Annotated in this window: 17 protein-coding genes; 14 read left to right on the plus strand and 3 right to left on the minus strand. The window is 40.0% G+C overall.

Features of this window, described 5'->3' with window-relative positions:
• Nucleotides 1-55 precede the first annotated feature (55 nt).
• Both queE and CXF81_RS16940 read left to right on the plus strand, forming a co-directional pair.
• Entirely contained in the window at nt 56-730 is a 675-nt protein-coding gene (gene queE / locus CXF81_RS16935) for a 7-carboxy-7-deazaguanine synthase QueE (RefSeq protein ID WP_101182504.1), read from the plus strand.
• A gap of 148 nt (nt 731-878) precedes the next feature.
• Entirely contained in the window at nt 879-1,814 is a 936-nt protein-coding gene (locus CXF81_RS16940; protein WP_101182505.1) for an amino acid ABC transporter substrate-binding protein, read from the plus strand.
• Nucleotides 1,815-1,851: 37 nt separating this feature from the next.
• On the opposite strand, the gene asnB is transcribed toward CXF81_RS16940, so the two are convergent.
• Nucleotides 1,852-3,528, minus strand: coding sequence for an asparagine synthase B (gene asnB, locus CXF81_RS16945; RefSeq protein WP_101182506.1), 1,677 nt, complete (start codon nt 3,526-3,528; stop codon nt 1,852-1,854).
• Between the two features lie 305 nt (nt 3,529-3,833).
• Nucleotides 3,834-5,501 (minus strand): M28 family metallopeptidase, encoded by a 1,668-nt coding sequence (locus CXF81_RS16950; RefSeq protein ID WP_101182507.1) that lies wholly within the window; start codon nt 5,499-5,501, stop codon nt 3,834-3,836.
• Nucleotides 5,502-5,632: 131 nt separating this feature from the next.
• On the opposite strand from CXF81_RS16950, the gene CXF81_RS16955 reads away from it, so the two are divergent.
• Nucleotides 5,633-6,511 (plus strand): DUF3025 domain-containing protein, encoded by an 879-nt coding sequence (locus tag CXF81_RS16955; protein WP_101182508.1) that lies wholly within the window; start codon nt 5,633-5,635, stop codon nt 6,509-6,511.
• A 2-nt stretch (nt 6,512-6,513) separates the two neighbouring features.
• Here the strand turns inward: CXF81_RS16955 and CXF81_RS16960 are convergent, their stop codons facing one another.
• Nucleotides 6,514-7,239 carry a Yip1 family protein gene (locus CXF81_RS16960; protein ID WP_101182509.1) on the minus strand — a complete coding sequence of 242 codons (726 nt, stop codon included), beginning with the start codon at nt 7,237-7,239 and terminating at the stop codon, nt 6,514-6,516.
• 217 nt (nt 7,240-7,456) lie between these two features.
• On the opposite strand from CXF81_RS16960, the gene CXF81_RS16965 reads away from it, so the two are divergent.
• The 11 genes from CXF81_RS16965 (at nt 7,457) to CXF81_RS17015 (ending at nt 19,213) form a co-directional block, all read left to right on the plus strand.
• Nucleotides 7,457-8,254 (plus strand): ATP-binding cassette domain-containing protein, encoded by a 798-nt coding sequence (locus tag CXF81_RS16965; RefSeq protein ID WP_101182510.1) that lies wholly within the window; start codon nt 7,457-7,459, stop codon nt 8,252-8,254.
• A gap of 11 nt (nt 8,255-8,265) precedes the next feature.
• Nucleotides 8,266-9,471 carry an ABC transporter permease gene (locus CXF81_RS16970; protein ID WP_101182511.1) on the plus strand — a complete coding sequence of 402 codons (1,206 nt, stop codon included), beginning with the start codon at nt 8,266-8,268 and terminating at the stop codon, nt 9,469-9,471.
• Between the two features lie 459 nt (nt 9,472-9,930).
• Nucleotides 9,931-11,844 carry an ATP-dependent DNA helicase gene (locus tag CXF81_RS16975; RefSeq protein WP_101182512.1) on the plus strand — a complete coding sequence of 638 codons (1,914 nt, stop codon included), beginning with the start codon at nt 9,931-9,933 and terminating at the stop codon, nt 11,842-11,844.
• A complete protein-coding gene (tsaB, locus tag CXF81_RS16980; protein ID WP_101182513.1) occupies nt 11,844-12,542 on the plus strand; it encodes a tRNA (adenosine(37)-N6)-threonylcarbamoyltransferase complex dimerization subunit type 1 TsaB in 699 nt (232 codons plus the stop codon). Before CXF81_RS16975 ends, tsaB begins: the two co-directional genes overlap by 1 nt.
• Before the next feature lie 44 nt (nt 12,543-12,586).
• Nucleotides 12,587-12,916, plus strand: coding sequence for a hypothetical protein (locus tag CXF81_RS16985; RefSeq protein WP_101182514.1), 330 nt, complete (start codon nt 12,587-12,589; stop codon nt 12,914-12,916).
• Nucleotides 12,917-13,188: 272 nt separating this feature from the next.
• On the plus strand, nt 13,189-13,851 hold the full coding sequence (locus tag CXF81_RS16990) for a Slp family lipoprotein (protein ID WP_101182515.1): 663 nt from the start codon (nt 13,189-13,191) through the stop codon (nt 13,849-13,851).
• A 110-nt stretch (nt 13,852-13,961) separates the two neighbouring features.
• The gene (locus CXF81_RS16995; protein ID WP_101182516.1) at nt 13,962-14,813 is read left to right on the plus strand and encodes an alpha/beta fold hydrolase; all 852 of its coding nucleotides are present in this window, start codon (nt 13,962-13,964) and stop codon (nt 14,811-14,813) included.
• Between the two features lie 233 nt (nt 14,814-15,046).
• Nucleotides 15,047-16,699: a long-chain-fatty-acid--CoA ligase FadD gene (fadD, locus tag CXF81_RS17000; RefSeq protein WP_101182517.1), complete on the plus strand. Its 1,653-nt coding sequence runs from the start codon at nt 15,047-15,049 to the stop codon at nt 16,697-16,699.
• On the plus strand, nt 16,700-17,866 hold the full coding sequence (rnd, locus tag CXF81_RS17005; protein ID WP_101182518.1) for a ribonuclease D: 1,167 nt from the start codon (nt 16,700-16,702) through the stop codon (nt 17,864-17,866). It begins immediately after the preceding gene.
• Nucleotides 17,847-18,143, plus strand: coding sequence for a YcgL domain-containing protein (locus tag CXF81_RS17010; RefSeq protein ID WP_101182519.1), 297 nt, complete (start codon nt 17,847-17,849; stop codon nt 18,141-18,143). The genes rnd and CXF81_RS17010 overlap by 20 nt, the downstream gene beginning before the upstream one ends.
• Nucleotides 18,144-18,214: 71 nt before the next feature.
• Nucleotides 18,215-19,213 carry a lytic transglycosylase domain-containing protein gene (locus tag CXF81_RS17015; RefSeq protein WP_101183101.1) on the plus strand — a complete coding sequence of 333 codons (999 nt, stop codon included), beginning with the start codon at nt 18,215-18,217 and terminating at the stop codon, nt 19,211-19,213.

The following is a 19,213-nucleotide window of genomic DNA, read 5'->3' on the forward strand; positions in this document are numbered from 1 at the left end:
TAAGCGATCCCTGCTAAAATCCCAACTGTAATTTAATAAGTAATAGGGTGTTATTGTGAAAAACTTGAAAGTAAACGAAGTATTTGAGTCACTTCAAGGCGAAGGCTCGTTTACTGGAGTGCCGTCGATTTTCGTGAGACTCCAAGGTTGTCCTGTTGGCTGCTCTTGGTGCGACACAAAACACACGTGGGAAATCAGCTTAGAAGCAGAAACGACGCCAGACACTATAATGCAACAAAGTGAAGACTCTTCACAGTGGTTTTCTGCAAATGAGTGCTCATTATTCGCGCTTTTTGACAAACAAGGATATGTCGCAAAACACATTGTTTTGACCGGCGGTGAGCCTTGTATGTATGACTTAACTGAGTTCACCAAACAAGCACACAATAAAGGATTTTCTACCCAAATAGAAACAAGTGGGACATTTGAAATCCTCACCAGTAAGGATACATGGGTTACTGTCTCGCCAAAGATAAATATGCAAGGTGGCTATAAGATGCGAGATGACGCATTGGCAAGAGCGAATGAAATAAAACATCCTATCGCTATGCAAAAACATATAGATGAGCTAGATTCATTGTTAGCATCTATGGACCAAAATATGTTGCCGCTAATTTATTTACAACCCATTAGTCAGCAAAAACGAGCTACAGATTTAGCTGTCAAAACGTGTATTGAACGCAATTGGCGACTTTCACTACAAATGCATAAGTTTATCGGCTTAGAATAGCCATTTCATTTTTAGGTATGACCATGGCACTTGATCGGAGAACCAATGGATAAGTATATCGACGAGTACCAGTTTTTAAATGATACTGGTAAAACACCTCTAGCCTGTGATGTTGAGAAGACTCCCAAGATTATCGTGGTGGTCTTGAATGATAAATAGGCATTCAGTATTAACCCGCATGAAATGTATTTCTATGCGGCGTATTGCAAGCATAATGTTGATAATGGGACTCTCATCTTTTTGTGCAGTTGCGAACGCAGCAACATGGGTCGTTACTTATCCAGGCTCTTTATACGATGGTGATGAACGGCATAAATATCCAGAAGCACTTTTGCAATTAGCGCTTGAAAAAACTGGGGTGCGTTACAGAATGGTCGCCTCTCAACGGGTTAAATATCAATCCAAAGCGATTCGGAAGTTACGGGAGAATATTGAGGTTAATGTTGTTTGGAGTACGACGGACCGTCAACGTGAAGATGATCTACTTCCTATTCGTATACCTATTGCCAAGGGTTTAATTGGTTGGCGAGTGATGTTGACGCATAAAAATAAGCCGTTTTACAGTAAAGCGATGATTAGTTTAAGCGATCTACTGGTTTACGCCCCTGTTCAGGGTATTGATTGGCCGGATACTAAAATCCTGCAAGCTAATGGTTTTAACGTATTAGGTGCTCAGAATCGGTCTGAAGCATCGAGTTTATTATCGCGCCAGCAAGCTGATTTTTACCCTCTGTCTGTTATCGAGGCGTTGACTGAATTGCGTCAGGAAGGAGCCGATCCAGATATTAGGTTGAAAGAGGGGATTGCTCTACAATATAGAGCTGCGATGTATTTTTTCGTCAATAAACGCAATGTCACTTTAGCTCGATTGATAGAAGTTGGCTTGGAACGAGCAATTGAAGATGGCAGCTTTGATGAATTGTTTTATGAATATCATGGCGACATGCTAGAGCAATTAGCATTAGATAAAATTACCTACTTTGAATTAGATAATCCACTTCTACCTATAAAAACACCTGTTTCTGAATCTAAGTATTGGTATACCCCCGGACAGTTTGAAGGCAAAAAAAAAGCGACTAATTAAAGTCGCTTTACGCCTTCTATCATAGTGACCGTTGCAGTTAACCTTTAAACTCACCACTATGAATAGACTTCATTGAACGACCAGAGGGGTCTGCTGAGGCTTTAAAGCTCTCATCCCACTCCAAAGCTTCCACTGTGCTGCAAGCGATTGATTTACCGCTTGGAACGCATTTAGCGGCACTTTCCTGAGGGAAGTAGTCTTCAAAGATAGTGCGGTAGTAATAACCTTCTTTGGTATCCGGTGTATTGATCGGAAAACGGAATTGGGCTGTTGCTAACTGTTGGTCGGATACTTCAAGCGCAACAAACTCACGAATTGAGTCAATCCAAGAATAACCTACACCATCGCCAAATTGTTCTTTTTGACGCCATAACACTTCAGCTGGAAGATATGTTTCGTCATCAAAGGCCTTTCTCAGTATCCATTTTTCCATACGGCCATTAATACACATTTTATCTTGTGGATTTAGGCGCATAGCAACATCCATGAAGTTTTTATCTAAGAAAGGTACGCGTGCTTCAACTCCCCAAGCAGAGGTTGATTTGTTTGCACGTGCGCAATCAAACAGGTGCAGACGATCAAGTTTACGCACTGTTTCTTCATGTAACTCTTTACTGTTAGGCGCTTTGTGGAAATATAAATAACCACCAAATATTTCATCAGCCCCTTCGCCAGACAACACCATTTTGATACCCATAGCTTTGATTTTTCTAGTCATCAAATACATTGGCGTAGCAGCACGTATAGTCGTTGTATCGTATGTTTCTAAATGATAAATAACATCACGAATAGCATCAAGCCCTTCCTGAATGGTAAAATGAATTTCGTGATGCACGGTGCCAATCATAGTCGCTACTTTTTTAGCTGCAATTAAATCAGGTGCACCCTCAAGACCAACAGCAAATGAGTGCAATCGAGGCCACCAAGCATCGCTTTTGTCTTCGTCTTCAACACGTTTGGCAACATATCTGGCGGCGACAGCTGAGACTAATGATGAATCTAAACCGCCCGAAAGTAACACCGCATAAGGTACGTCTGACATCAGGTGTGACTTAACCGCCTTTTCAAATGCAACTTTTAAATCATCTAGGTTTGTTTCGTTGTCTTTAACATTTTCATATGACATCCAATCGCGTTCGTAATATTTAACCAGCTTGCCGTCGGTGCTGCTTAGATAATGCCCCGGTGGGAACTCCTGTACTGTCTTACAAACAGGCACAAGGGCTTTCATTTCTGAAGCAACATAAAAGTTGCCGAACTCATCAAAACCGGTATATAGCGGAATAATACCCATATGGTCCCGAGCGATGAGGTAGGTATTGTTCTCTTGGTCATAAAGCACAAAAGAAAACATACCTTCCAATTTGTCAATGAAACCCACCCCCTCTTGCTGATACAGCGGAATAATGATTTCGCAATCTGATTTGGTTTGAAAGTCATACGGAGTAGCTAGCTTAGACGCTAAATCCTTATGATTATAAATTTCGCCATTAACGGCTAATACCTGATTACCATTATTACTGATTAGAGGCTGAGCGCCCGTGTCTACGTCAACAATTGCCAGTCTTTCATGGCATAAAATCGTATTTTCATTATGCCAAATACCTGACCAGTCTGGGCCACGATGGCGTAATAATTTTGATAATTCGAGTGCTTGCGTGCGCAACTCTGACACATCAGTTTTGATATCAAGGATACCGAAAATACCACACATAGGTTGTTTCGCCTTTTCTTGCTAGGTTATTGGATTGGGTTATCGTTTTCTGTCGATAATAAGGTAGGTATGTGGAACTTATGTTCGCTTTATTATTATTCAATTTACCTTGACGATGAATGTGCCATTTTGAGTAGAAAATGCAAGGGTTTTCTAGGAGAAAAGCACAATTAGTTACTGTTATTACGATTATTACACAATTCGTAATTTAAATTGCAGTACAAGTTCATGCGATCTCAGCAAGTAACACTGACAAACAATAGCCTCAAAAGAGGCTATTTAGTTCATATCGTAAAATTTATTTATTATTTGCGTTGAAATTCACTTGTTGCTGACCACTGTGGCCATGTGCCAGAATTGGCTATGTCATAACCCACTTCAAACAACATTTGAGTATCTTCTTGAACACCACTAAAATCCCAACTTTCACGGAATTGGTCGCAAACTTGATGGTAACAGCCGCGAACTATCACGTTTGTCCTCTTACGATATTCCGCAGTTGCTTCATCAATGGGCTCACTGCCACCTTTTGCGTACAGCGCTGGGATACCAACCTTAGCAAAACTAAAGTGATCAGAGCGATAATAAATACCAGCACCCGGATTATCTTCTTGAGTTAATACTCGGCCTTGACGTTTTGCCGCTTTCTCAAGATTAGTTTCAAGGTCCGATTTACCCATGCCAACGACAGCGACATTCTTGGTTCTTCCTAATACATTCATTGCATCCATATTAATATTAGCAACGGTTTTATCAAGCGCGATAATTGGATTTTCAGCATAGTACCTTGATCCCAAAAGACCTTGTTCCTCAGCAGTTACTATCAACATACTAACCGAGCGTTTGGGTTTTTTGTTTAAGCTAGCGAAGGCTTCAGCCATGGCGAGGATTGCGGCGGTTCCCGTCGCATTGTCATGCGCACCATTATATATCTGGTCACCATCTTTACTTTCATCTTTGCCCAAGTGATCCCAGTGAGAAGTGTAAATAATATGCTCATCAGGTCTTTCGCTACCCAGTAAAGTGGCGAAGACATTATAACTTTTTGATTCTTTTAAATCATTTTTGATTGTAATAGATGCTTTTTTATTTAATGCAACAGAATAAGACCCTTGCGCTGCGAAATCCTTTTCTTGGTCAAAATTCAAGCCTGCGTCAGCAAAAATTTTCACGGCCGCGTCACGCGAAATCCAACCTTCAACGGCAACTCGACTTGCGCCAGCGTCTGCTGTGACTAAGCCATACTGTGGGCCACTCCAGCTATTTGCCACAACAGACCAACCGTAAGAGGCTGGGGCGGTCTCATGGACAATAAATACTGCTGCAGCACCTTGACGGCTAGCTTCTTCATATTTATAGGTCCAACGGCCGTAATAGGTCATTGTTGAACCCTGGAAAAGTTCACTTTCTGGGCTTGCATAGCCTGGGTCATTAACTAAAATAATGACTGTCTTACCTTTTACATCGACGTCTTCATAGTCATTCCATTGGTATTCTGGCGCATTTACACCATAGCCAAGAAAAACAATATCAGAATCGATTAAATCAACCTCGGACACTTCATGTTTTGAACCAGCGACCATATCTTCTTTGTATAAAAATGTGTTTTCGCCCATTTTAAGACTCATGTCCGGCGCAGCAGTAATTTGCATTAAGCTGACTTCTTGAAAAAAACTACCTGCGTTACTTGGTTCAAAACCCACTTTGGTTAATTCCGCAGTGAGGTAATCTAAAGTCTTTTTTTCGCCTGCGGTGGTTGGTAAGCGACCTTCAAATTCATCTGATGATAATATTTTTGTATGCTGTTTTAGCGTATCAGCGCTAATAGAGCTATAAACGGCCTCAAAATTATCTTCAACTTTGGGCGCTGCGGTTTTTACCGCATTGGGTTCTGGTTCCGAACAGCCTGCAAGAGCGATTGCAAAGATAGCGGCAGACAATGTCAAAGTAAGGGCCTGTTTCTGAAGTTTCATTGATGTTCCTTGTAATTAGTCATATTTTTTGTCTTTTACAATGCAATTGGGATAAACCATAATATTGTGAAACAATATAAGCAAGATTTGTTACCTAATATAACAAACATTTATGGCACTATATTAATAATGTGTTACTTAAAAAATTTAACGATAAGACTATTGTATTGGATGCTTTAATATCATCGCCATTTTTGCGACCGCCACTATCAGCACTCTCATTACTTTTTCCATCGCAAGATTTAATTCAGCTGGATATTACTAGATTGGACGCTAACTTACTCGAAAAGATGCGAGTTTGCTTCGAAAGTGATATGAATTTAGTTGCTTGGGGGAAACGCTTTATTTGCCAAGAGTCAATGCCAGAAGACGTCCGATACTATGAACAGATTATATTTGAAGACAATGCTATCCCAACCCGCAGAGAAAGTTGGCATGACTTTTTTAACGGCATTATTTGGTTGCAATTCCCACAAACAAAAACCTATCTAAATCATTTGCATATATCTGAAATAGACACACATGGCTTGGATCCAAGAACCAAGGTTCGAAATCACATTACACATTTTGATGAGTGCGGAATTGTCTTATTTATAACGGGAACGAAATTATTAGCTAAACTAGCATTTTTGTTCGACACACAAGAGTGGACAACCATTTTTTGCGAATTAAAAGAGGAGTGGCATACGCGCATTCTGCCTGTTGTATTTGGTCACGCAAATCTGGAAATGTTATTGACCCCATTTGTTGGCTTGACGGGCAAAGTCTTACTCATTCAAATCGATGATAAACAAAGAACACAAGGGCTTAGCTCATTGCTTGGGTCGCGAGTGTTAGATACCTTGCTCGTGCAGCATATCCAAACCAACCAAACATTGTTTTCTAATAAGCCATTTTATCCCTTACCCATTTTAGGTATCCCTCATTGGCACTATGGCCCGCAAGATTTAGCTTTTTACACAAATGAAGGATATTTCATGCCTAAACGCAAAAAAGTAGTTGTTAAATAATTTTATTGATTTAGTGTCCACAAAAACGAAATAGTTAATATACTGACACTGGGAATTGCTGCAAACACAATGGATTTTTTACTGCTGAAGTTGGTCCACTGTTGTAAGCAAACTGCACCCAAATAAATGGTCCAAATTGTTTCAAGTCGCAAATACGACATAAAGTTAAACCATTTACTGCTTGGCTCAACAGTCAATATATAGCTCAGGGAAGTTGGCGATAACACCGACTGAGAAACCTGTGCCCCTGGGTCTATCAATAAAATGAGCCCTAAAGAAATGACAGAAGCAATTAACGTAGGCATCATAAACCACCATTGTGCGCCATACCAATCGAAAAAACTGTGAATACTTTTTTCATCGTTTCTGGTCACTAGGGTGTAGTATAGTCCTAAGACCGCTGACACTACGATAAGGTATGCAGGAGCGCCAAACAGAGCAAAGCCTGCGGCATTCTCTCCTGTGCCATAAACTGAGCGCATGTTTTCTAATTCTGCAGGGCTTGCGTCAGGCATACTTAGTGCTAATTGCGTGCCAATATACCAGTCATAATCAACCACACCGAAATAAAGGTAAGCTGGCAGTGCAGAAATCACGATTACAAGAATAAAAGGTATCCAAGACCAATTGTCTTTCAATGACAATGCTTTAAAAACGTCAGAGGGGCGAATAAATACATCATTACAAGCTTGTATTGGATTGGTCACTGCGTAATTATTTTCGCTCATTTACATTCCCTGATTTTATCGTTTTATTGTATTTGATTGTTACTTATAAAGTATTCAATTTTCTGCTCAGTAAAACAAGCATAAATAGGCGATAGAATTAATTTGAAACATTTAAATTGATAATCAGTGCAGATTGCCTTAGTAATTCATTGCGAAATATCATAGTCTAATGCCAATAGCAGAAATGATAATTATGACTTAAAATAGGGACGTTAGTGTGATTGAAATAAACAAACTAGCTAAAAAATTTAAAGTAGAAAACCCTAAAAAACTGAGTGAGCAAGATAAAAAAGATCCAAGGTTACAAGGACGTTTTTTTCATTCGGTAAGGGAGGTAAGCTTCAGTTGTCAAAATGGCCAAGTGTTAGGCTTGTTAGGTCCAAATGGCGCAGGTAAAACAACTACCCTAAGAATGTTGTCAACCGCATTGCGGCCAGACAGTGGCAGTATTAATATAGGTGGTTTCGATATATTAAAAAACCCTGTTGAAGCGAGAAAACAGATTGGATTTTTATCTGGTGGTACGGGGCTTTATGGGCGGTTAAGTGGGCGTGAAAATATTGCGTATTTCGGAAAATTGAATGGAATGACCAATGATGCAATTATCAAACGAACCGCTGAATTATCCCACCGTTTGGATATGGATTCATTTTTAGATAGACGCAGCGAAACCTACTCTACTGGAATGAAACAGAAGGCGTCAATTGCCCGCTCGGTTATTCATTCGCCCAAAGTTGTTATCTTAGATGAACCGACTACTGGCCTAGACATTATGGCTACACAAACGGTGCTGAATTTTATTCGCGATTTGAAAAATGATAATACACCTGTCATTTTTTCTACCCACCATTTAGATGAAGTATCTGAGCTTTGTGACAAAGTCACTGTAATCGATCAGGGACAAACGATGTTTAATGATACGTTTGACGCTTTCAGGGCACTGGATGAAGTTTCATTGCATGAATCATTCCTGCGCTCCATCGGTAAACCTAAACATCAAACGACAGAACGATAGGGAGTATTATTATGTGGTTGGTATTTCAAAAAGAGATTAAAGAATTATTGCGTGATAAAAAAACCCTGTTTTTCATGATTGCCTTACCTATCTTGTTATTTCCACTATTGATTGGTGGCGCGCTATATGTCGGCACAAACGTGGTCAAAGGCGCAGTAGAAAAAACACGTACGTATGCCATCATTGGCGACCAATTTAGTGATGAGTTCGTGGGTAAACTAAATGAAATTGAACAATTTTCATTGCAAAAGTTACCGTCTGAAGTGCAAACAAAAGAACAAATAGTGGCTTATGTTAAAGAAGGTAATATTGATTTTGTTATTGAGATACCAAAAAATTACAGCAGCATGGTATTAGATTCAGGCAAAATAACACTTACGTTATACCGCAACCAAGCGGGCTTAAAAGTAGTCGAAAACAAATTAAATAAAATTGTCGATGAGCTATCAGATTTATATCAAACAATTGCATTTTCATCATTAGGTTTATCTGAATCTCAGCAAATAAGTGTCGTCACGCCCATTGAGGTTGAAGAGATTAATGTAGCGGATGAACGCGAAACACTGGGTGAATCAATTGGTGGTTTTATTCCTTATTTGATTTTTATGCTTTGTTTGCAAGGTGCAATGTTACCGGCCAGTGATTTAGGTGCAGGTGAAAAAGAGCGTGGAACGCTTGAAACCTTACTTATCACACCAATCGAGCGTACAAAAATCGTGCTTGGTAAGTTTCTTACCATCGCCTTTGCCGGCGTAACATCAGCACTCGTCACAGTCTTAAGTATTGCCTTGTGGACTGCCGTTTTAAGCAGAGGTGAGGCAGGTGAAGTGTTAGTGAAATTCATGACCTCTATTGATGCTATCGATTTCTTGTTAGTGTTTTTCATGCTGATACCCGTTGTCGCTATTTTCGCTGCAGTATTGCTGGCATTATCAATTTACGCCCGCTCATTTAAAGAAGCCCAGGGTTATATGACGCCGCTTGTTTTCGTGACTTTTATTCCAGTAATATTTGCTATGCTCCCAGGTGTTCAACTCAAAGGTATTTGGGCTTGGGTGCCGCTGACTAATGTGGCACTGGCTATCAAAGAGTTGATTAAAGGGACCATGGACTATGTTCAATTGTTTGCCATATTTGGCTCAACAGCAGTCATTGCAGGCAGCCTACTTGCATTTTGCATTTATTGGTTTAAACAAGAGAAAGTATTATTTAGATAAGTAAGGCTTTTTATAGATTCTTTTTAATCGTCTGTTAATAGTAAAAAACCTTCATTGTTTATTGCAGGTCTGCGCTTTTTACTACAGACTCTTGTCTTGTTGAATATTAGCGCGATGCAGTATCCAATTAAATACTTAAGAAGTAAGGTATTGATATATTGAATCGCATTTATAAATACGCTTGTAAAGAGATGCCTGTATAGATTCATCAGTATAGAGACATCATTATAGAGACATCATTATAGAGACATCATTATAGAGACATCATTATAGAGAACTGTCATATTGTTCTATAGATTCACCTAATGAGGTGTGCCATTGTGTCGCAGTCGTTTATCATTTTCGACTGAAACAACAAATTAGGGTAACAGGCCTGAAATAAGTAAAAACTTAATTGGCTTATTGGCATAATGTTACACAAAGTCCGAATTACCTCCACACCGGAAAAAATAAAAATTAATGTCTGAAATTGAGTCCTTTTTCTCGAATCCTGGTCCGTTGGCTGAAATTATTGCCGGATTTACCCCTAGAGAATCCCAAACAACAATGGCTAACGCTGTCGCTGATGCAATCCAAGAGCGAGGTTCTTTGATTGTTGAAGCAGGAACAGGAACCGGTAAAACCTTTGCTTATTTAGCTCCAGCACTGCTGTCCAAGAAGAAGTTTATTGTGTCCACAGGGACAAAAAACCTACAAGAACAGCTATTTCATCGTGATTTACCGACTGTAAAAAAAGCCATAGATAAAACAAGAAAAACAGCATTATTGAAGGGACGCTCTAATTATCTTTGTTTACATCGACTTTCACAGCATGGCGGAGGTAATGTATTGCTTGAAAAAGAAGTCCTTAACGAATTTAGTTTGGTAAGAAAGTGGGCGAGCACAACATCAACCGGTGATATTGGTGAACTAAAAAGTATTAAAGAAGACGCAAAGGTATTACCCATAGTGACGTCTACGGTTGACAACTGTTTAGGTAAAGATTGCCCGAGTTATGAAGATTGTTATTTAGTAAAAGCAAGAAGAAATGCAATGGAAGCAGATGTGATTGTTGTTAATCATCATTTGTTTTTTGCAGATTTGGCATTGAAAGATACCGGTTTTGGCGAGCTAATTCCTGATGTTGACGTGGTGATTTTTGATGAAGCTCACCAAGTGCCGGATATAGCCAGTGAATACTTCGGTGAAAACTTTTCGAGTCGACAAGTTCAAGATTTGACTAAAGACGTCATTGCGATAACAAGGTCGGTGCTAAAAGATGCAGACCAATTGAGTAAGATTGCGGAAAAGTGCCAAATGCACATGGCTGATTTGCGTTTGTTATTTCCGCATAATCCTAGCCGTGGTAATTGGGCGCAAAAGCTCGAACAAACTGACATTGCTAACCAAATCACTATTATCGAAAAAAGTCTACATCAGTTATACGAAATTGCCAATATTCATCAAGGCCGTGACAAAGATCTCGACATGATGATTGAGCGAATGTCTGAGTTCAGCCAGTGTCTAGGGCATGTAACAGATGTCAAGCGCACAGGTGTGAGTTTATGGTACGAAACGACACCAAGACAAATTATTTTGCATCTTACTCCGCTGAGTATTGCGGATAAATTTTCAACTATTATGAAGGCACAAAATGCGGCATGGATATTTACCTCTGCAACCTTAATGGTGGATGGAAACTTTGATCATTATCGCAATCATATGGGTCTATATGATGCAAAGACATTGTCGCTGGACAGCCCTTTTGACTATCAAAATCAGGCCATGTTATGTATTCCACGCTTTTTACCTGAGCCTAATGATAGGGCGATTAAATACAATCTAGTTGACATTGCATGTCGCTTAATTGACGCAAGTAAAGGCAGAGCGTTTATTTTATTTACCAGCCATGCAATGATGCGTGAAGTTGCTGCACTTGTGGAAGAAAAGATAGACAATCCGATATTAGTTCAAGGAAGCACAACCAAACAGGCGTTATTAGACGAGTATCTTAAAAATCAAAATGCAGTACTATTCGGAACAGGGGCGTTCTGGGAAGGTGTCGATGTTAAAGGCAATGATCTGCTCTGTGTTATGATTGATAAGTTGCCGTTTGCATCACCTGATGATCCTTTACTGCAGGCACGCATGGAAGATTGTAAGAAACAGGGGGGAAATGCATTTGCGCAAATACAAATTCCTCAGGCTGTGATTACGTTGAAGCAAGGCGCGGGACGTCTTATTCGCGATGAAACCGATAAGGGAGTATTGGTTATTTGTGATAACCGATTAGTTACAAAACAATATGGCCAAACGTTTATTGCGAGCTTGCCAAATATGAAGCGTACTCGAAGTTTAGACACGGTTGCCGCTTTTTTAAATAAGATTGAATAATGAAAATATTAGCAATAGATACCGCAACCGAAGCATGCTCGGTTGCACTGTTAAATGGTAATGTAAAAGACGTGATATTTGAAATTTGTCCGCAACAACATAGCCAACGTATATTACCAATGATCGATAAATTACTATCAAAACATGCTATTAATATTACTGATTTAGACGCTCTCGCGTACTGCAGAGGCCCAGGTAGTTTTACTGGGGTAAGAATTGCTACCGGAATTGTGCAAGGACTTGCACTTGGCGCAGACTTGCCGGTCATCGAAGTTTCTACGCTCGCGGTAATGGCGCAAGAAAATTACATGCAACACGGTTACCTGATCACTAAAGTGTTGATAGATGCTAGAATGCAGGAAGTGTATTTTGGTCATTTTCAGGTCCACAATGGTATTGTCGCTGAACTGCAAGGCGAAGCCGTTTTGACGCCAGCAGAGGCAGTTGCAAAATTTGCAGAAATTAGCGATGATAATGAGGCTGTTGGAAGAGCTGGGACAGGTTGGTCTGCTTATAGCGAAGCTCTGATGACATCACAAAACAAGGATCCTATTAATGTTCTATATCCTTGTGCAGAGTTTATTTTACCCATTGCTGAGAAAGCATTTAAAGATGGAAGCACTATCACTGTTGATGATGTCACTCCGATTTATTTGCGTGACAAAGTGACTTGGAAAAAGCTACCGGGTAAAGAGTAACCTGTCGCTAAACATATTATTATTATTGCGTTAATGGAGCGTAAATGGATACAGCAAATATCAAGAGTAGCAATGCAATTTTCATTGCCAAAGACTCGATTGACAATGCATCCCAAACCTCCATTATTAAACGTGCTTTGCTTGAACAAGAGACTAATGCTGAACAACAAGGCGTCGGCAAGGCTGAGCAACAAAGATTAGTTGCAGGTAATGAGGAAGTGTTTCAAAGGGCAGATTACTTCAAGCAGTCAACTGGTTATGATGAAAACTCTAATTTGCGCATTCGCCAAGAGTTGGCAATTTATAGATCGATAGAAACACAAGAAAAGCGAGATGACATTACGCAACTTTTAGGTGTCGATATTTATGCCTAGAATGCATAAACGAACTGAATATTTACCAAGATAATTGTGTGATGGCGTTTAACAACAGACAGTGACACTTAATCAGTGAATAAAAATGCTACCATATGGGAATCTATTTACCTTTACCTTCGTATATACTAATAAGACAGCGCAAAAATAGAAAGAAGTAGGGTGGATTAATGTAGATTGGTTTTAGAGTTTACTCTGGTGCCACGTCAATAAGCATCTTAATAAATAGTACCCACTCAATCGTACGTAAACGATAATTTCGGAGTAAAGCTATGCATTCATTTTTAAAAATATCGATTGTCGCAGTAGCCATGTTAGTGGGTGGTTGTGTGATTGTTCCAGAGCAAATAGAAGTGTCGGACGAAGAAAGTTTGATTTCATTTGAGAGTATTATTAACGGTAGTAAAACGGGTCAGGGCGAAAAAGCGCGTTGGGGCGGCGAAATTGTTAGTGTTGAGAACAAAAAAGACTATTCAGAAATTGAAATTTTGCAATATCCGAGTAATCAGTATGGGAAACCTCGAACTAACCTTGATAGTGCTGGTCGGTTTAAGGTTCAAGTCACCGGTTTCATTGACCCACTTGTGTTTGAGAAGGGCCGTTTAATTACTTTCTTAGGTGAACTTGGCGATCCGACTGAGGGCATCATTGGGGAGCAAGCTTATGTTTATCCTGTGTTGTTAGCCAGCGGTTATTACATGTGGAAAGAGACTGAAGAATACCAAGTTTCTGGCTTCTATTATTCTCAATTATCACCTTATTGGGGTGTGGGATTAAGTCGAAATTATTGGAGACCTTACGGCTTCTATCAAAACAGAACTGTCATTAGAGTTCAAAAAAATAGAAGTAAATCAGGTACAACCGGTTCTAAAAGTAGAGTGATTTCTGAGCGCTCCGACAGAACGCCAAATAAGGTCATTGAGCGGTCTAAATAAGTAGATTTACCCACTCAATGACTTTTTTCGTCATCCCCCCTCACAACAAAAGCGGCAATTGCCGCTTTTGTTTTATTTGCTAATTTCAACCACCGGGAAAACGCCTTTACATGAGTAACACTGAAATGACGTTTACGATTCCAAACCGCAAGATTGCCGCGCTGAGTAATGGTCAAACTGGAAAGCCACTATTGTTAATGGTGCATGGTTGGTTAGATAATTCAGCAAGTTTCTCCAAGCTCATTCCGTTACTTAATGATTTTCATGTCATTGCGATTGATTTACCTGGGCATGGAAAGTCATCGCATCGAAGCGCAGATGCGCATTATCATTTATTGGACTATGTGCATGACCTACATTGCCTTGTGCATGCACAAGGATGGACTCATTTCTCTATTGTTGGGCATTCCCTGGGAGGCATTATAGCTAGCATGTATTGCGCTACTTTTCCCGAATTGGTAAGAAACTTCGTGTGTATTGAATCTGCAGGTCCGTTAACCGAACCAGAATCGACAAGCGTTGCACAGCTGAAAAAGGCAATTGAAAGTAGAATAGAGGCTAATCAAAAAGCGATTAAAAATCCAAAAGATGTAGGCTCAATTGTACAAGCCCGTCAGAGAGTTAGCGACTTAAGCGCCGAAAATGCCGCTATAATACTGCAAAGAAATATTACACAGGATGCTCAAATTGATGATATTCAATGGTCCACTGATAAAAGATTACGAACTGTATCGTCACTTCGACTGACTCCAGCCCAAGCTGAGAATTTAATGCAAGGCATTCAATGTCCTATTCATTTTGTGTTAGGAAGTAATGGCTTTAGTAAAGTAAGCGATCTAATGGCGCAAAGAAAAAAGTTATTTAAAGACGCTAAGTTAACAATAGTTGAGGGTGGACATCATGTTCATATGGAAGCGGAAAACGTAATTTCGGACATTATCTTACAGCATTGCTGCGAATAAACACTATACGTGGTGATTTAACAAGCAAATTGTTTGTATTCACCAGATGAATGGCTGTTGAAGTGTATCTTTGTGCAATCATCCTTTAGTATTAGGGTATAAATCGCGTTTAATCATCCTGCAGCAATCAGCGAACACTATCATTTAGAGATTATGGCTTGGTTGTGCAGAAATATAAAAATTAGACTTCGCAAAAGCGTGGCCAATACACTAACTAATTGAAAGGACAAAACGTGGAAAAAGTCTGGTTAAAGCAGTACGACGAAACCATGCAGTCGGAGATAAATGTTGATAGTTTGTCAACAGTCTTAGAGGTATTCGAATCTTCGGTAGCTGAATACGCAAATCAAACCGCCTTCATTAATATGGGGCACGAAATCACGTTTGAAGATTTAGATGTACTGTCTATGCAGTTCGCAGCGTATTTGCAAAGTCAAGGAATGCAAAAAGGGGATGCCATTGCGATCATGATGCCCAACTTGTTGCAATATCCTATTGCTTTGTTTGGTGTGTTGAGGGCAGGAATGACTGTGGTTAATGTTAATCCCTTATATACAGCGCGGGAATTAGAGCATCAACTTATTGACGCCAATGTTAAAACTATTGTCATTGTTGAAAACTTTGCCCACACACTGGCAGAAGTCATTGATAAAACATCAGTACAAGAGGTATTACTAACCAGTATTGCAGATATGTTACCCGCGCCGAAACGGTGGTTAGTTAACTTTGCCGTAAAGTATATCAAGAAAATGGTACCTGAATTCGACCTTCCGCAAGCTAAACGCTTCACACAAGCAATGGCTATCGGTGAAAATCAAACCTATTCACGACCTAAAGTTTTACCCTCTGATATTGCATTTTTGCAATATACAGGCGGTACTACGGGTGTTTCAAAAGGCGCTATGCTGACGCATAAGAACATGGTGGCTAATTTGGAACAGGTATCGGGTACGCTTGAAGCGTCTATAACACCGGGCAAGGATTTAGTGGTTACTGCGCTGCCGCTTTATCACATTTTCGCGCTAACGAGTAATTGTCTGACGTTTTTAAAATGCGGTTGCCCAAATTTATTAATTACAAACCCGCGAGATATGAAGGGCTTTGTTAGTGAGCTGAATAAGTACCCGTTCGCGGTTATCACGGGTGTTAACACGTTGTTCAACGGTCTCTTAAATACCCCCGGGTTTGCTGAACTTGATTACAGCAATTTTAAATTTGGATTGGGTGGCGGTATGGCAGTGCAACGTGGGGTTGCAGAAAAGTGGGAAAAAGTAACAGGTACTGTTTTATTGGAAGGATACGGCCTTACCGAATGTTCGCCCGTAGTTACCGTAAATCCGACCAATATTAAAGCCTACAAAGGCTCTATTGGTTTACCTGTGCCATCGACGGACATAAAGCTTGTGGATGATGATGGTAATGAGGTCGCACATGGCGAAGCAGGTGAAATGCTAGTGAAAGGCCCTCAGGTTATGTTGGGATACTTGAATCGTCCTGAAGCCACAGAAGAGATCATGAAAGATGGTTGGTTGGCAACAGGTGATATTGCTAAAATGGATGATGATGGATTTTTCTATATTGTCGATCGCAAAAAAGATATGATTCTAGTGTCAGGCTTTAATGTTTTTCCAAATGAAATTGAAGAAGTTGCTGCTATGCATGATGGTGTGCTTGAGGCTGCTGCGATTGGTATTCCCCATGAAGTATCTGGCGAGGTTGTGAAGTTATTTATTGTTAAGAAAGATCAGAACGTCACAGAGCAACAGATAATTTTGCATTGCAAGTCTTTATTGACAGGTTATAAGGTACCTAAAATTATCGAATTTAGAGATGATTTACCAAAATCTAATGTTGGTAAAATATTACGTCGAGAGCTGCGAGAATAGATGAATTTTGAATATATAGATACGCCTGAAGCATTAACTGATTACTGCGCTCGAATAGCAACAGCTGATGCCTTAGCGATTGACACAGAGTTTGTGCGCACTAGGACACTGGTGCCACAGCTTGGTCTCATCCAAGTTTATGATGGCGAATACCTCGGCCTAATTGACCCGGTTGCCTTAGATGATTTATCTGCTTTTAACGAAATATTGGTCAATCCATCAATTATCAAAGTTCTGCATTCATGTTCTGAAGATTTAGACGCATTGTGGTTTAATTTAAAGGTAATACCTGCGCCACTGTTTGATTCCCAATTTGCCGCTAACTTGTTAGATATGGGGCAAACACTGGGGTATGCTAATTTGGTTGAACAGATGTTAAATGTGCATGTCGACAAGGGCGAATCCAGAACAGATTGGATTGCTCGTCCATTGTCAGTTGAACAACTAAAATACGCAGCGGCAGACGTGTTTTATTTATTGCCTGTTTATCGTCAACTTGCTGCACAAATACAAGAGATTGGACAAACAGAGTGGGTTTTTGCCGAGTCCGATTTTTTATCATTAAAAAAACGTGCGGAAGTACCCAGTGATTTAGCTTACTTGTCGATCAAAAATAACTGGAAAATTGGGGCGCAATCGCGCCAAGCTTTGAAGGAAATAGCCAGTTGGCGCCTACAACAAGCACAAAAACGTGACATGGCAATTAACTTTGTATTGCGTGAGCAAGGTATGCTTGAGGTTGCTATGAAGCTTCCTGAAAATAAGGCTAAGTTGTTTCAACTAGAGTCAATTACACCAAAAGAAGCACGTATACATGCTGACACTTTACTGGAGTTAGTACAAAACGCACTGAATACCGCTGCAGTAGATTGTCCACCGAAAGTGCAACGTTTAACCGATTTTAACGATTATAAAAATGCATTGTCTACACTTAAAGATGTATGCGAAGGGTTAGCACAAAAACACCACACCAGAGTGGAAGTCCTCGCGTCTAAAAAGCAATTGAATCAGTGGCTCAAGTGGTGTTGGTTTGAAATTGATGAATTGGATTCGGTTCAACTGCAACCTGATATTGTGAGTGGTTGGCGCCGGAATATTTTTGCACAAGAACTTGCCTGCTTATTTAAACTAGAAGGTGGAAAATTTAATGCTTTGCGCAGTTTATAAGTCTCGTAAAAAAGCTGACACTTATCTGTATATTAATAAAAGAGATGATTTTTCAGGAGTACCTAAAATGCTTCTCGACACTTTTGGCGTGCCTAAATTCGTGATGTTAGTGCCCTTACATAAACCTCGTAATATCGCTAATATTAGTATTGAGACGTTGACTAAACACCTAAAGGAAAAAGGGTTTTACTTACAATTGCCGCCAACAGAAGAGAGTCTACTTTCTGAGCATCGTCGCTCTAAAGGCTTGGATGCGCAACCTGATAAAAAATTCTAAAGGAATTGATTGTGCCGCTATTTATTTGTCGCTTTCGCGATATTCGAAAACATAAGATTGCCGCCATACTGATGCTCTGGATAATAGCATTTTTCTCTACTCCCTTGTTTGCCCAAGAAGATGGGGTAGTGAATGAGGGTAATATTGACACTCAATTTTCTGAGTATGTGAAAGAATTGCGAGCTGAGGCAGAAATGAAAGGTTTTACAGCTGAGTTGCTTGACCCTGCATTTGCATCTATACAAATGCGCGAAAAAGTAGTTCAAGCGGATAAAAACCAACCTGAAACTAAGCTAACTTTAGATAAGTATCTACGTACTAGAGTGCCTGATTGGAAAGTAAACCAAGCAGTGGAAAAAATGCAAGAGCACGCTGAATTACTTGATCAAATAGAAAAAAAATATGGTGTGCAGAAACGTTTTATTGTTGCTTTGTGGGGCAATGAAAGCAACTTTGGGCGCATTCAAGGCAATCATCCTGTTCTCTCGTCGTTAGTCTCCTTGGCGTTTGATGGCCGTCGCGAGGTGCTATTTAAAAAACAATTTTTTGCTGCACTAACAATACTATCTGAAGGGCATGTATCAATAGATAATTTTACAGGGTCTTGGGCTGGCGCAATGGGACAAAGTCAATTCATGCCTACTTCATTTTTGTCATATGCAGTGGATGGAAACGGCGATGGTAAAAAAGATATATGGTCTACACCTGAAGACGTATTTGCCTCTATTGCAAACTTTCTTTCCAAAGAGGGTTGGAATGGCGAGCAGACGTGGGGGCGGCAAGTTAAATTGAGTGAACGTTTCGATATAAGCACCCTAAATAAATATGCTGGCCTGGCTAAAGACAAGATGCAAATAATGTCGGCATGGGATACGTTGGGCGTAACTCGGTTTGATGATACAGCTTTACCCAATGTTAACGTTAGAGCGTCATTGATTTTACCGGATGATACGACAGGTCGTATTTATCTTGCATACAACAACTTCCACACATTAATGCGCTGGAACCGTTCTCTATATTTTGGCGTTTCTGTTGGTTATTTAGCCGACAGGATCAGCAAAGGAAGCTAG

The sequence above is a fragment of the Glaciecola sp. 33A genome (assembly GCF_002836745.1).
Lineage (GTDB): Bacteria > Pseudomonadota > Gammaproteobacteria > Enterobacterales > Alteromonadaceae > Glaciecola.